The sequence below is a fragment of the Corallococcus sp. BB11-1 genome (assembly GCF_026626625.1).
Classification (GTDB): domain Bacteria; phylum Myxococcota; class Myxococcia; order Myxococcales; family Myxococcaceae; genus Corallococcus; species Corallococcus soli.
The window spans coordinates 20961-34402 of sequence record NZ_JAPNJY010000019.1; the positions used below are offsets into that span (position 1 = coordinate 20961).

General features: G+C 72.6%; 13 protein-coding genes. 10 read left to right on the plus strand and 3 right to left on the minus strand.

Going from position 1 to position 13442, the window contains the following annotated elements:
- Window positions 1-160 precede the first annotated feature (160 nt).
- A complete protein-coding gene (locus tag OV207_RS15130; RefSeq protein ID WP_267556084.1) occupies window positions 161-1735 on the plus strand; it encodes a sensor histidine kinase in 1575 nt (524 codons plus the stop codon).
- Here the strand turns inward: OV207_RS15130 and OV207_RS15135 are convergent.
- Together OV207_RS15135 and OV207_RS15140 are read right to left on the minus strand one after the other, a co-directional pair.
- Window positions 1677-2063 carry a hypothetical protein gene (locus tag OV207_RS15135; RefSeq protein ID WP_193349715.1) on the minus strand — a complete coding sequence of 129 codons (387 nt, stop codon included), beginning with the start codon at window positions 2061-2063 and terminating at the stop codon, window positions 1677-1679. The genes OV207_RS15130 and OV207_RS15135 overlap by 59 nt on opposite strands.
- A gap of 111 nt (window positions 2064-2174) precedes the next feature.
- Entirely contained in the window at window positions 2175-4145 is a 1971-nt protein-coding gene (locus OV207_RS15140) for a sensor histidine kinase (RefSeq protein ID WP_267555943.1), read from the minus strand.
- A 304-nt stretch (window positions 4146-4449) separates the two neighbouring features.
- Between OV207_RS15140 and OV207_RS15145 the strand changes: the two genes are divergently transcribed.
- The 5 genes from OV207_RS15145 to OV207_RS15165 all read left to right on the plus strand — a co-directional run bounded on the left by OV207_RS15145 (window position 4450) and on the right by OV207_RS15165 (window position 9114).
- The gene (locus tag OV207_RS15145; RefSeq protein ID WP_193349717.1) at window positions 4450-4902 is read left to right on the plus strand and encodes a Fur family transcriptional regulator; all 453 of its coding nucleotides are present in this window, start codon (window positions 4450-4452) and stop codon (window positions 4900-4902) included.
- Window positions 4903-5088: 186 nt separating this feature from the next.
- On the plus strand, window positions 5089-5466 hold the full coding sequence (locus OV207_RS15150) for a response regulator (protein WP_193349718.1): 378 nt from the start codon (window positions 5089-5091) through the stop codon (window positions 5464-5466).
- Window positions 5467-5613: 147 nt separating this feature from the next.
- Window positions 5614-6102, plus strand: a complete 489-nt coding sequence (locus tag OV207_RS15155; protein ID WP_193349719.1) for a hypothetical protein — start codon at window positions 5614-5616, stop codon at window positions 6100-6102.
- 215 nt (window positions 6103-6317) lie between these two features.
- A complete protein-coding gene (locus tag OV207_RS15160; protein WP_324291529.1) occupies window positions 6318-7862 on the plus strand; it encodes a hypothetical protein in 1545 nt (514 codons plus the stop codon).
- 340 nt (window positions 7863-8202) lie between these two features.
- Window positions 8203-9114 carry a metallophosphoesterase gene (locus OV207_RS15165; RefSeq protein WP_267555944.1) on the plus strand — a complete coding sequence of 304 codons (912 nt, stop codon included), beginning with the start codon at window positions 8203-8205 and terminating at the stop codon, window positions 9112-9114.
- Window positions 9115-9201: 87 nt separating this feature from the next.
- Here OV207_RS15165 and OV207_RS15170 read toward each other — a convergent pair whose 3' ends face one another.
- Window positions 9202-9639 carry a DoxX family protein gene (locus OV207_RS15170; RefSeq protein ID WP_267555945.1) on the minus strand — a complete coding sequence of 146 codons (438 nt, stop codon included), beginning with the start codon at window positions 9637-9639 and terminating at the stop codon, window positions 9202-9204.
- A 219-nt stretch (window positions 9640-9858) separates the two neighbouring features.
- On the opposite strand from OV207_RS15170, the gene OV207_RS15175 reads away from it, so the two are divergent.
- The 4 genes from OV207_RS15175 to OV207_RS15190 are packed head-to-tail and all read left to right on the plus strand — an operon-like array spanning window position 9859 to window position 13374.
- The gene (locus OV207_RS15175) at window positions 9859-10752 is read left to right on the plus strand and encodes a transporter (protein ID WP_267555946.1); all 894 of its coding nucleotides are present in this window, start codon (window positions 9859-9861) and stop codon (window positions 10750-10752) included.
- Window positions 10753-10772: 20 nt separating this feature from the next.
- Entirely contained in the window at window positions 10773-11507 is a 735-nt protein-coding gene (locus OV207_RS15180; protein WP_267555947.1) for a hypothetical protein, read from the plus strand.
- Complete coding sequence (locus OV207_RS15185; RefSeq protein WP_267555948.1) at window positions 11504-12820, plus strand: ATP-binding protein; 1317 nt, start codon at window positions 11504-11506, stop codon at window positions 12818-12820. Before OV207_RS15180 ends, OV207_RS15185 begins: the two co-directional genes overlap by 4 nt.
- Window positions 12817-13374, plus strand: coding sequence for a response regulator transcription factor (locus OV207_RS15190; protein WP_193349725.1), 558 nt, complete (start codon window positions 12817-12819; stop codon window positions 13372-13374). Before OV207_RS15185 ends, OV207_RS15190 begins: the two co-directional genes overlap by 4 nt.
- Window positions 13375-13442: the final 68 nt, after the last annotated feature.

The following is a 13442-nucleotide window of genomic DNA, read 5'->3' on the forward strand; positions in this document are numbered from 1 at the left end:
GGACATCCGTCCCTGCCGTCCCTCATGCTCGGTTGCCCTGGGAACAGCCTCCAGGCCTCGCATCCCCCTGGACACGCCGGGCCCCGGCCATTAGGCAGCTTCCTCTCCCTTGAGCCCCTTCCCTCCACCTTCAGCGCGGTTCGCCCCCAGCCCCCCCGTGGTGTGGCTGCTTGAAGACTCCCCCCTGGAAGCCCAGGTGACGCAGGCCGCGCTCGCGGCGTCGTGTGACGTCCGGTGGTTCAGCGACGGCGCCACCCTGGTGGAGGCCCTGGGCTTCCACGCGGCGCCCGACGTGATGGTGCTCGACCGCGAGACGCCGGGGCTCACGGGGCTGGAGGTGTGCCGCTTCCTGCGCGCCACGCCCGTCACGGCCCAGATGCCCGTGCTGCTGCTGACGTCCCACCAGCGCCCCGAGGACGTCGCGGAGGGGCTGGACGCGGGCGCCAATGACTACGCCTTCAAGCCCTTCCGGCCCTCGGAGCTCGTCGCCCGCGTCCACGGGCTGGCGCGCTGGGGCGCGCGCCAGCGGCAGAACGCGCAGGAGGTCGCGGCGAAGCTGGAGCACGCCCGGCAGGACCTGTCCATCGCCCGGAGCACGCTGGAGGAGGTCCGCTCCGCGGAGGCCCGCGCCTGGCGGAGCGACCAGCGCTTCCGGCTGGCCGCGCGCGCCACCCGGGACGCCATCTGGGAATGGGATCCAGAGACGGACAGCCTGGACTGGAGCGGCAGCACCCAGGTCGTGCTGGGGACCCCCAGCGCGGGCCGCATCTCACGCGAGGCGTGGTGGCGCGAGCGCATCCACCCGGACGACCTGGCGACGGTGCGCCGGAGCTTCCGGGAGGCCATCGAGGGGAATGAAGAGACGTGGCAGAGCGCCCACCGCTTCCTCGGCGCGGAGGGCGCGTGGCTGGACGTGGAGGAGCGGGCCTTCATCGTCCGGGACAGCCGGGGGCACGCCGTGCAGGTGGTGGGGGCGCTGCAGGACGTCACCCTGCGCAGGCACCAGGAAGCGGAGGCGCGCAAGCGCGGCGACTTCGAACGACAGCTCATCGGCATCGTGAGCCACGACCTGAGAAACCCGCTGGCCGCCGTCCACCTGTCCGCCAACCTGCTGCTGCGGCGCCAGGGCCTCACCGACGTGCAGCAGAAGCAGGTGCACCGCATCATCGTGTCAACCGAACGGGCCGTGCGGATGGTGCGCGACCTGCTGGACTTCACCCAGGTGCGCCAGGGCAGCCTGGTGCTGAACCCCCGCGACATGGACTTCCACGCCGTGGTGGAGGCCGCCGTCGAGGAGGCCCAGGTCGCTGCCCCGGGCCGCGCCCTCGCGCTGTCCGTCAGCGGCGACGGCCGGGGAACCTGGGACGCGGACCGGCTGTCCCAGGTGGTGGGCAACCTGCTGGGCAACGCGCTGACCTACGGCGACCCTGACCAGCCCGTCCGGATCCGCAGCCACGCGCAGCCGGATGGAGTCGTGCTGGAGGTGCACAACGCCGGCCTCCCCATCCCCGCCCACCTGCTGCCCCGCCTCTTCGAACCCCTGGAGCGCGGCGCCGCTCAACAGGAGCGCCGGGCGGACCGGAGCATCGGCCTGGGGCTCTTCATCGTGCGACAGATGGTGCGCGCCCACGGCGGCACGGTGACGGCGCGCTCCTCGGAGGAGGCGGGCACCACCTTCACGGTGCTGCTGCCGCGCCTGCCCCCCGCTTCACCGCCAGGACCACGGCCTGGATGAACTGCTGGATGTCATAGGGTTTCAACAGCAACTCGATGACGTCCGGCCCGGTGTACTCCCGCGCGCCCTCGCGGTTGGTGGTGGTGAGCACGAAGGGGATGCCGGCGACCGACGGTGACGCGGCGAGCTTCTGGAACGCGTGCCAGCTCAGGTCGAACGGCACGCTGATGTCGTAGACGATGACCGAGGGATGGGCCTCCCGCACCAGCGTGGCGAAGTCCAGCGGCCCCCGGACGACGTCCTGCACCCGGGCCCCCTTCGTCTGGAAGCCCGCGTCATCCAGCAGCGCCTCCAGGGCCTCGATGAGGTCCTCACTTCCGTTCAGCACCAGGACGGTCGGCCTTTTCCCCATGGAGGACAAACTGCTTCCTCCCGCCGGGAACAGGAGGGGCCACCCTCCGGGCTGTCGGCGAGCGGACAGAGGCCCGGGTGCCTGGCCTCAGGCCCGGAGCGCGGGCGGCCCCGCGCGGGGCAGGTGCACGCTGAAGGTGGCGCCCTGGCCCTGCGTGCTCGTCACGGCCACCTGCCCCCCGTGGGCCTCCACGATGCGGTGCAGCCGGTACAGCCCCAGGCCCAGGCCGCCGTAGTTGCGCGTGGGCACCGCGCGCTCGAAGCGGCGGAACAGCCCCTCCACCCGGTCCGGCGCGATGCCGATGCCATGGTCGCGCACCCGCAGCAGCGCCGTGTCCGCGTCGCCCTGGACCTCCAGCTCCACCGGCTTGCCCGGGCCGAACTTCACCGCGTTGACGAGCAGGTGCGTCACCACCTGGCCCAGCCGCAGGGCGTCCCAGCGGCCCACCATGGGCATGGCCTCGCGCAGCACCAGCCGGCACCCGGCGCGCGTCGCCGCCTCCTCGGTGCGCCCCATCACGTCGCGCACCACCTGCGTCAGGTCCACGTCGACCAGGTTCAACCGGGGCGCGTGGCTCTGCAGCTGCGACACGTCCAGCAGCCCCTCCACCAGGTCCGCCAGCCGTTGCACCTGTCGGTCCGCCGCCACCAGCGCGCGCTCCAGCCGCTCCGGCTCCACCTGGCGTGAGTGCTTGAGCGCCGCCGCCGTGCCCTGCACCCGCAGGCGCAGCGCGGCCAGGGGCGTGCGCAGCTCGTGCGCGGCCACGGCCAGGAACTCGTCGCGCACGCGCACCGCTTCGCGCGTCTCGCGGTACAGCCGCAGTTGCTCCGTCACGTCGCCGATGATGCCCGCCATGCGCTGGGGCCGTCCGTGCGCGTCGCGGAGCGCCCGGCCCCGGCTCACGCACGAACGGTAGGCCCCGTCCGCGTGCCGCAGGCGGAAGGACACGTCATAGAGCGTGCCCTGCTCCAGGTGCTGGGTGAGCGCGCTGGCCACCTCGCCCCGGTCCTCCGGGTGCACCCGCGCGAGGAACGCGTCGAGCGTGCCCGCGAAGTCCTCCGGCTTGAGCCCCAGCATCTCCAGCAGGCGCGGGCTCCAGTACAGCGACTGGCCGCGCACGTCCCAGTCCCACACGCCGTCGTAGGAGCCGGACACCACCAGCCGGTAGCGCTCCTCGCTGTCGCGCGCGTCGCGCTCGGCCTGCTCCAGCAGCCCCACGCGCCGCTCCAGCTGCCGCACCATCCCGTACAGGTGCGGCTCCGTGGACAGCTCGCCGGGCACGGGCGCGGGCAGCGGCCCTCCGGCGTGGGCTTCGCGCAGCAGCAGCGCCACGACCTCGTCGTTGCCCTGGCTGCGCCGTACGAAGCCGTTGGCCCCCACGTTGGCCGCCATGCGCAGGTCCAGCTCGTCCGGCGCGGTGGCGTGCGTGAGGATGACGGGCACGCGCGCGAGCCGGGCATCCTGGCGCAGCGCCAGGCACAGCCGGAAGCCGTCCAGGCGCGGCATCAGCACGTCCGCCACGACGATGTCCGGGGAGCGCCGCCGCGCCAGCTCCAGCGCGCCCGCCCCGTCCTCCGCCGCCATCACCTCGAAGTGGAACGGGGCCAGGGACAGCTGCAGCAGCTTGCGGAAGACCGGATCATCCTCCGCCACCAGCACCTTCAAGGGGCGGGAAGGTTCGATGTCCACCCCGGCCGCTGGCAGGCCCTGGCGCACCGCCTCCAGCCTCGCGCCCAGCGAATGGGTGGGGCTGACGAAGCCCGCCACCGGCACGCCCAGCCGTCCCAGCGCCTCCCGCTCCGCGACCGGGGCCTCCACCCAGAGGGCCGCGCCCGCCTCCGCCAGCGCCTCGCGCAGCACCCCCGCCTGCCCTCCCAGGGCGGTGAGCACCCCGGCCGGCATCAGCACCAGGTGGACGGGCGGCGCTTCGCGCAGGGCAAGCGTCAGCGCCTCCAGGCCCACCGCCAGCAGCACCCGCCACCCCTGGCTCTGGAAGGCCAGATACAGCAACTCCCGGTGGGGCCCGGGGGCTTCGACCAGCAGCAGGGTGGGCTTCATCAGAGGGGAGGGGGCGGGACGGACGGGCGCGGACGACGGGTCGTTCTGGACGGTGGGGCCCAGGGCCCGCGACCAGGATGAAGGAAAGCCGCAGTGTGGGGATGAGGCGCACCGAGTCAAGGCAACCGTGCGGAAGTGTTGGAAGCTGGAAGCCCCCACGGCTGCCCTGCGCCAGCGCGAGGAGGCGCACGCGCAAGCAGCGCCCGCCGCCCGCCATGACGCGACACAGCTACAACCGGGCTACAGGTACACTTCGCTTGCGGTGGCCGGGACGTGGCACGTCGGCTGTGTTATTCGACCAGACATGGGTGCCAAGAAAATCTCGGCGCAGGAGAAGCTGACCGGGTTCCAGGACCGGATTCGCGCCGCGGGGCTGCGCAGCACCGCGCCCCGCGTGGCCGTGCTGCGCAAGCTGGAGACCGCCACCGCGCCGATGAGCCACGCGGACCTGGTGGAGGAGCTGGGCGGCGAGGGCTACGACCGCGTCACCATCTACCGCAACCTCACCGACCTGACCGAAGCGGGCCTCGTCGTGAGGGCCGACCTGGGCGACCACGTCTGGCGCTTCGAGCTCAAGCGCGCCGGCGGCACCGAGCACACCAACAACCACCCCCACTTCACCTGCACCGACTGCGGCACCGTCGCCTGCCTCCCGGAGGAGTCCGTGCGCCTGACCACCGCCCGGGGCGTCCCCCGCGCCGTGTCCCAGCGCGCCGTGGAAGTGCAGCTGCGCGGCCTCTGCGACCGCTGCGAGTAGCCCCCTCCCCTGCGGCCGGCCATGGGGGCGTCCGCCCTTCGTGTGCTCACTGGTAGGCATAAACCTACATTGCCGCTTCCCCTCCCCCGTACCCGGGTACAGATTGTTTCGGGCGAGGGTAGGAGGCCCGCTGTCCCGGCTCGGGGGACGGCCCGGGGCGCTCCCTGGGCTCGCAGGGGGAACGGGATGGAAGCGCATCACACGCTGCTGGTCGTCGACGACGACATGGACATCCGGGATGCACTCCAGGACGTGCTGGAGCTGGAGGGGTACGCCGTGCAGCTGGCGGCGGATGGCCTGGAGGCCCTGGAGCGACTGCGTTCCTCGGAGCCCCGGCCGCAGCTCATCCTGCTGGATTTGATGATGCCCCGCATGGACGGCGTCGCCTTCCGCGAGGCGCTGCGCAACGAGCGGGCCTGTTCGGACATCCCGGTGCTGGTGGCCAGCGCGGAGCTGGACCTGCGCAGCACGGCGGATGGGATGGACGTGGCGGGCTACCTGCGAAAGCCGCTGGACCTGCCCGCCCTGCTGACCACCGTGAAGCGCCTGTGCCTGCCCGCCTGAGGGTTCCAGGCCGCCTGCCTGCCCTCCAGGAAGGCAGGCGGCGCTGACGCAGGGAGCCAGTTGGCGTGGGAACAGGGCCGCCCCACCCTTTTGGGCAGACGCGGTCCACACGGACGCGAACCACACGCAGACAAAGGGAGCGGGACCATGAAGAAGCTCATCGTCGCGGCAGTGATGTGCGTGGGAACGGCCGCTTTCGCGCAGAGCCCCACCGGGACGCCGTCCAACCCGGCGCCCAGCGCGCCGAGTGACCAGCAGCTCAAGGGTCCGACCACGGGCGTGGAGGCCCAGGAGGTGGGCCCCGCCATCGGTGACACCGCCAAGAAGGTGGTGGGCGCGGACGACAAGTCCAAGGCCGTCGCCGCGGGCACCTGGAAGATGAAGGACGCGTACAGCCTGTCCGGCACCGTCAGCAACCAGGACGATGACGACGTGACCATCGCGCGCACCGGCAACCTGCCGGCGGTGCAGTTGGACGTGCGCGACCAGACCGTCATCACGCTGGACGGCAAGACCGTGAAGGCGAACGAGCTGCCGGAGGGCGCCAGCGTGCGCGCGAAGTTCCAGTTGGATGGCGACGACTCCGTGGCCCTGGAGCTGAAGGCCACGTCGCCCAAGGGCGCGCCGAAGAAGTAACGCGCGCTGGCACCCACCGTGCTTCACGGCCGGGCCCGCCTCCCACCAGGGACGCGGGCCCGGCATTTTTTTCATCCCGTCCCTACTGCCCAGACAGGGCACCCGGGGTGCCCGTCTGGGAAGGGAATTGCCCTCTTCAGGGTGGGCCGTGAGCGGAACACCCGTGCTCCAGGGCAGGTACGCCGCTTGCTTAGGGGACACGCGGGGAGATCACGGTGAATCGACGACTGCTGGGCGTGTGTGTTGGGGCGATGGTGCTGTCGGCGTGGGGTTGCGGTGGGGCGGACGGGCCCACGACCCCGGTGGATGACTCGGACAACATCGACCCCCGACCAGGGATTGATGCGGGGACCGACGCGGGGACGGAGGCCGACGCAGGCACGGATCCCGAACCCGACGGGGGGACGGATCCGGGCACGGATGCGGGCACCGGCGGCGGCACGGATGCGGGCACGGATGCCGGCACCGACGCGGGCACCGACGGCGGGGTGGACCCGGGCCCCGTGACGGACCGGTGGCCCACGGACCCCGTGACGAACTACTCGGAGCGCTACGGCATCGGGCGGGTGCAGTCGGTGGGCCTGGACCAGGGCAAGAACCTCTGGGTGCTGGATGGCAGCCGCATCGGCGTGGTGCGCGCGGACACGCAGCAGCTCGTCTGGGTGTCGGGGGCCGTGGGGCAGGCGGCCGCGGGCGGCAACTCCACCGTCATCTGCGGCGGCGCCGCGGGGCGGGCCTACGTGGGCTACAGCGCGGAGGACCTCCAGCCGGATCCGGAGTTCCCCGGCCTGCACACCAACTTCATCGTCACCAGACAGCCGTGCGACTACCAGGTGGGTGACGAAAACACGTGCTACCCGTTCAGCCCGCGCCGCCTCCAGCTCTACAAGGCCGGTGACGTGGACGCGGTGAAGCTGGACGCCAGCGGCCAGGTCACCTTCGAGGAGCACATCAACCAGTCGGTGCGCCACTCCGGGGGCGGCGACGCGGTGCAGACGGGCCCGCGCGTCGTCGAGGGCGTCAGCCTGGGCATCCGCAACAGCAACGACCACCGCTTCGACGAGGACCGCAGCATGCTCAGCTGCGTGTCGGTGATGCGCGGCCCGAACAAGGGCGACGTCTACGTGGGCAGCAACCACGGCGTCACGCGCATCCGCGGCCTCCAGTACAACGCGCACCGGCACCCGGTGTGGTTCGACGCGCGCGGCTCCCAGTACGCGGGCTACACCTACGGCCTGGGCATCGCGCAGGACGGCGACGTGCTGATGGCCAACGACTGGACCTTCGGCATGGTGAGCCCGTCGCCCCGCCTGGGTGACTGGGACAACACCGACACGACCATCAACCCGTCCAAGGTGAAGTCCTCGTACCTGCCGGAGCTCAACTCGCAGGCGGAGTTCGACTACTGGCGCGGCTTCCAGCAGACGACGGACGGCGCCTACTACCTGGGCAGCAAGTCGCTGGGCCTGTGGAAGATGGAGCTCACGTCCGCCACCAGCCCCACGCAGAAGGGCACGCGCATCGGCGCGGAGGTGGAGGCGCTCAACGCCATCAACTCGCTGGCGGCCACCAACGACGGCTCGCTCTTCATCGCCACCAACTCCGGCGGCCTGTACCGGCTGACGCCCGCCAAGACGCTGGAGAAGGTGGCCAGCGTGCGCGCCAACCGCGTCCTCCAGCTCGTCTACGACCCGTCGGTGACGCCCGGCATGCTGCTGGTGCTCACCAACGACGGGCTCACGGTGCTGCGCGGCCACTAGGCAAGCGCGGCCCGCCCCGCGGGCACACGGAGATTGAAGCGCCCTGAAGACCCCTCGGCGCGCCGTCCTGGCGCCGCGGGGTCGCCGCGCATCCGGGCGGCCTTCGCGGGCGCGGGTCCTACCTGTAAGCCAGGGGGCGGCGCATGTGGCACGGAGAGACAGCGGGGCCTACCCGCCTGGAGGCCAGGAGGAGGCTGGAAATGTTCCGTCAGGCGGCCCGGTTCTGATTCCACCCCGCGCTGGCCGCAAGGGGAACAGGCGGGCCGGAGCCCCTGCCCTTACGGCGATCCGGTCCGCTCTCTACAATCGCCCCCTCGTCTCGCTGGAGGAATCCGAACGCATGCGCCTGAGACTCGCCCGCCGTCACGCCGCTGGTGCCTCCGCCTCCCTCGCCCAGGCCGAAGTGCTGGAGCTGGAGCCGCACGGCCGCAACGAGCTCCTGGCGCGAGGCCCGGATCCCTTCCGCCCCGACCGCCGGCTGCGCTGGCGCGACCACTTCGTGCTCACCGAGCACCTGCTCCAGTTGAACGGCATCTGCCCGGAGCATGACGGCCTGCGGATTGCCCAGCTGTCGGACGTGCACGTGGGCCAGGCGACGTCGGACGTGCGGATCCGCCGCGCGGTGGCCGCGGTGAACGCGGCGGCGCCGGACCTGGTGTTCCTCACGGGCGACTACGTCACGCACAGCCCCAAGCCGCTGCCGCGCGTGCGCGAGCTGCTCAAGGGGCTGGAGGGCCGCGTCTTCGTGGTGATGGGCAACCACGACCACTGGGTGGACGTGCGCTACCTGCGCGCGGGCTTCGAGGACCTGGGCTACACGGTGCTCCAGAACGAGCACCGGGTGGTGCACGTGAAGGGCGCGCCGGTGACGGTGCTGGGCATCGACGACGGCCTGACGCGCAAGGACGACGTGGAGGCCACCTTCCGGGGGGCGCCCACGTCGGGCACGCGGCTGGTGCTGGCCCACACGCCGCCCACCGTGGAGAAGCTGCCGTCGCACGCGGGGCTGGTGCAGTTCTCCGGGCACACGCACGGCGGGCAGTTCATCGTGCGCGGCCTCACGGAGGCGCTCTTCCGCCGCGCGGGCCAGCCGTACATCCGGGGCCACTACCGCGTGAACGGCAACCACCTGTACGTGAACCAGGGGCTGGGCTTCGGCTTCGGCGGCCCGTACCTGCGCCGGGGCAGCACGCCGGAGGTCGCCTTCTTCACCCTGCGCAACCCCGCGGCGGCCCACGTCGGCGCGCCCTGAGCCGCGCCCGGGCCCCCTGAAGCGCCCAGGCCCCTCGCGCCCCAGGTCGGGAGCGGGGGGCCTTCGCACGTCCGCCGTCCGGGGACCTCAGCGCAGCGGCGTGCCCAGCTTCACGCCCCCAAGCGACGCCTCGCGCTTCTTGCGCGACAGGCTGAAGGGGCCGGGCCCGTAATAGATGATGAGCAGCGCGCCCCCCGCCATGGAGAGGTTCTTCATGAAGTGGATGAGGTTGTTCTGCGCCTGCACCGGGTCCTCCATCCGCCAGAAGGGGTGGACCATGAAGGCGGCGGCCAGCAGGAAGACGGTGAGCATGGCCGCGCCCAGCCGGGCGAACACGCCCAGCAGCACGCACAGGCCGCCCACCACCAGCACCCCGCCGGACACCAGCACCGCGAGCCTCGGGTCCGGCACGCCGGACGCCTGCGCGTAGGCCGTCAGGGCCTGGAGCTGGAAGAAGTGATTGAGGCCGCTGGTGATGAAGATGACCGAGAACAGCAGCCGTCCCAGCGGCGCGAGCAACCCCATGGATGACCTCCGTGCGTCCAGCCTCTCCCCCCTCAACGCGGACGGGCCGGTGTCATTCTCTACTTGTGCACGGATGCGCGGGAGCACAGCCAGCCCCCGCCCTCCTGGCCGCCCAGCTTGACTGGCGGACAGTCGGTGCGTCTCCCGTCCGACGCACCGGCGGGCTGCGACAACTCGCCGCATTTGCCCGGGACGCAGGGACGTTAGGGTGCCCACGCCTTGAGAACCCCGAACCTGCTGCTTGCCGTCGTGTGCGCCGCGCTCCTCACCCCCGCCTCCCGGGCGTGGGCGTGCGCAAGCTGCGCGTGCGGAGACCCCACGCTCACCTCCATGGGGGGCGAGCAGCCTTTCGAGGGGCGCCTGCGGCTGTCCACCATGCTGCGCGCGTGGGGGCACACGGAGGGCCAGCAGAACCTGGACGCGCAGCGGCTGCGCGAGCTGCGCATGGACGTGGCGGTGGCGTACGCGCCCCGGCCCTGGCTGGTGCTGGCGGTGAACCTGCCGCTCCAGGCCCGCGAGGTGCGGGACGTGAGCCTCGCGCGCGAGCGCGGCTGGGGGCTGGGCGACGTGGACGTGAGCGCGAAGGCGTTCGTGTGGAAGGACAGGGACTTCTCGCCGGACAACCTCCTGAGCGTGGTGGGCGGGGTGAAGCTGCCCACGGGCCCCCGGCTGGCCGCGCGGGACGGCACGGCGCTGGGGTTGGATGCGCAGCCGGGCAGCGGCTCCGTGGACCCCATGGGAGGGCTGGCGTGGCAGGGCTTCCGCGGCTCGTGGTCCTTCATGGCCAGCGTCCTGGGCTTCCTGCCCACGCGCGGGCGCGAGGACTTCCGGCTGGGCGCGTCCGTACGCACGTCGGTGGGCGCGCAGTACCAGCCCTCCACGCGCTGGGCGGTGCGCCTGGGATTGGACAGCCGGGCGGAGCGCGCGGCGGACACCGCCGGCGTGTCGGAGGAGTACGGCGGGGGCTTCATCGCCTACGTGTCACCGGACGTGCTCTTCAGCCCGGGCATGGACGTGGTGGTGCAGGCCGGGGTGCGCATCCCGGTCGTCAACCAGCTGCGCCGGGTGTCGTCCACGCCCATCGCGCAGCTCTCGCTCGCGTACGACCTGTGATGACCCCGTCCTCTCGCTTCATGTCTGGCATTGTCCTGCTCGGGGCCCTGGGCGGCCTGGGCGCGTGTGGTGAGCGGCTGGAGGGCGTGCACGTCACGCTGGGGCTCGAACACCGGGCCACCACCCACGGCGTGGAGGCCTCCGGCGGTGGCCGCAGCCTCACCCGGGCGGATGGACAGACGCTCACGCTGACGCGCGGCTACGTGACGCTGGGCAGCGTGGAGCTGAAGCCTTGCGAGGACGCCCTGGGCTGGCGCCTGCTGCGGGCGCTGTCTCCCGTTGGCACCGCGCACGCGCACTCGGTGGGGTCGCCGCGGCTGCTGGGCACGCCGCACGTCAGCGGGCTGGAGCGGCCGGACGGAGACGTGCTGACGCTGGGCACCCTGCGGCCCGCGCCGGGGCGCTACTGCCGGGCGCGGCTCACCTTCGAGCCGGCGGACGCGGACGCGGAGGGGCTGCCGGGCGCGGACAGCGGCGTGGACATGGTGGGGCGCACGCTGTGGCTGGAGGGAACGCGGGTGCCGGCGGGCGGAGGCGAGCCCCAGCCCTTCCGCCTGGTCACGTCCAACATCGCGTCGGTGGAGGTGGTGCTGGACGGGCTGACCCTGTCGGAGGAGGAGCCCTCCGCCGAGCGCACCTTCGCGCTCGCCTGGGATACGTGGCTGGCGAACGTGGACCTGGAGTCACAGGGGGCCGCGGCGGCGGTGCTGGACACGGTGGCCCGCTCCGTGGCGATGTCCTCCGTCACGCCATGACGCCCCCGCCGTCCGCTTCGCCACCGTCCGCTGAACCTTCGCCCCGGGCGCACATCAACCTGGTGTGGCTGCTCAGGCTGCGCTGGGGCGTGCTCGTCGGGCAGGCGGGGCTGGTGGCGGTGGCGGCGTGGGGCCTGAAGCTGGCGCTGCCGGTGACGGCGCTGGTGGCGCTGCTCGCGGTGGAGGCGCTGACGAACGCGGCGGTGCGCGCGGGCCTGTCGCGGGCGCGCCCGGTGGCGGAGGCCGCCATCTTCGGGCTGATGCTCTGGGACACGGTGGTGCTCACGGGGCTGCTCGCGCTGAGCGGCGGGACGCACAACCCCTTCACGGCGCTGTACCTGGTGAACGTAGCGCTGGGCACGGTGCTGCTGCCCGCGCGCCGGACGTGGGCCATGCTGGCGTTCACGCTGCTGGCGTTCGGTTCGCTGTTCGTGTTGCAGGACGTGACGCTGCCGGGGATTGCGCGGCCGGACCACGCGGAGCTGATGCGGCTGCACCTGAGCGGCATGTGGGTGGCGTTCGCGGTGGCGGCGGGCTTCATCGTGTACTTCATCCAGCGCGTGACGCGGGCCCTGGCGGAGCGTGAGCAGGAGCTGGCGCAGACGCGGGCGCGCCATGCGCGGCAGGAGAAGGTGGCCTCGCTGGCGACGCTGGCGGCGGGCGCGGCGCACGAGCTGTCCACGCCGCTGTCCACCATCGCGGTGGTGGCGAAGGAGCTGGAGCGGGCGCTGGCCACGTCGAGCACCTCCGAGTCGGCGCGCGAGGACCTGCGGCTCATCCGCCAGCAGGTGGACCGGTGCCGCGACGTGCTGGTGCAGATGTCCGCGGACGCGGGCCAGACGACGGGCGAGCCCTTCCACGCCGTCCCGCTGGAGCGGCTGGTGGAGGAGACGCTGGCGGAGCTGTCCGGCCGCGAGCGCGTGCGGGTGGAGCTGCCGGAGGCGCTGAAGGCGCACCGGGTGCACGGGCCGCCAAGGGCGCTGGCGCGGGTGCTCCGGGGGCTGGTGAAGAACGCGCTGCAGGCCACGCCGGGCAACGGGCCGGTGGCCCTGAGCGCGAGGGCGGAGGGCACGGGCGCGCGCCTGGAGGTGCGCGATACGGGCATGGGCATGCCGGACGCGGTGCTGGCGCGGGCCGGTGAGCCGTTCTTCACGACGAAGGCACCGGGCGAGGGCATGGGGCTGGGGTTGTTCCTGGCGCGCACCCTGGCGGAGCAGCTGGGCGGGTCGCTGGAGCTGCGCTCGAAGGCGGGGGAAGGCACAACGGTGGGGTTGAGCCTGCCGGCCGCGAGCGCCCAGGAGGTGGCGGCGTGAGCACGACCGTGGTGGATCAGCGCCCCAGCCTGCTGCTGGTGGACGACGACGCGACGTTGCGCGAGCGGCTGGCGAGGGCCTTCCGCGAGCGCGGCTGGGACGTGACGACGGCGGGCCACCACGAGGAGGCCATGGCGGCGGCGGGGCGCGAGTCGCCCGAGTACGCGGTGGTGGACCTGCGGATGCCGGGGCACAGCGGGCTGGAGCTGGTGAGGGACCTGCTGGCGGTGGATGCGTCCACGCGCATCATCGTGCTGACGGGGTACGGCAGCATCTCCACGACGGTGGACGCCATCCGGCTGGGGGCGGTGAACTACCTGCCGAAGCCCGCGGACGCGGACGACATCCTGGCCGCGTTCGCCAGGGCGGCGGAGGAGCCGTCCGTGGCCGCGCCGGAGACGCTCCAGGCGCCATCCCTGGCGCGGGCGGAGTGGGAGCACATCCACCGGGTGCTCGCGGACAGCGCGGGCAACATCTCCGAAGCCGCGCGCAAGCTGGGCATCCACCGGCGCTCACTCCAGCGCAAGCTGCAGAAGTATCCGCCGTCGCGCTGAAGCCCAAGCCGCTCCAGTGCCACGTCTCACCATCACGGTCAGCGTCGAGAAGCCGGGCCTCGACGCCA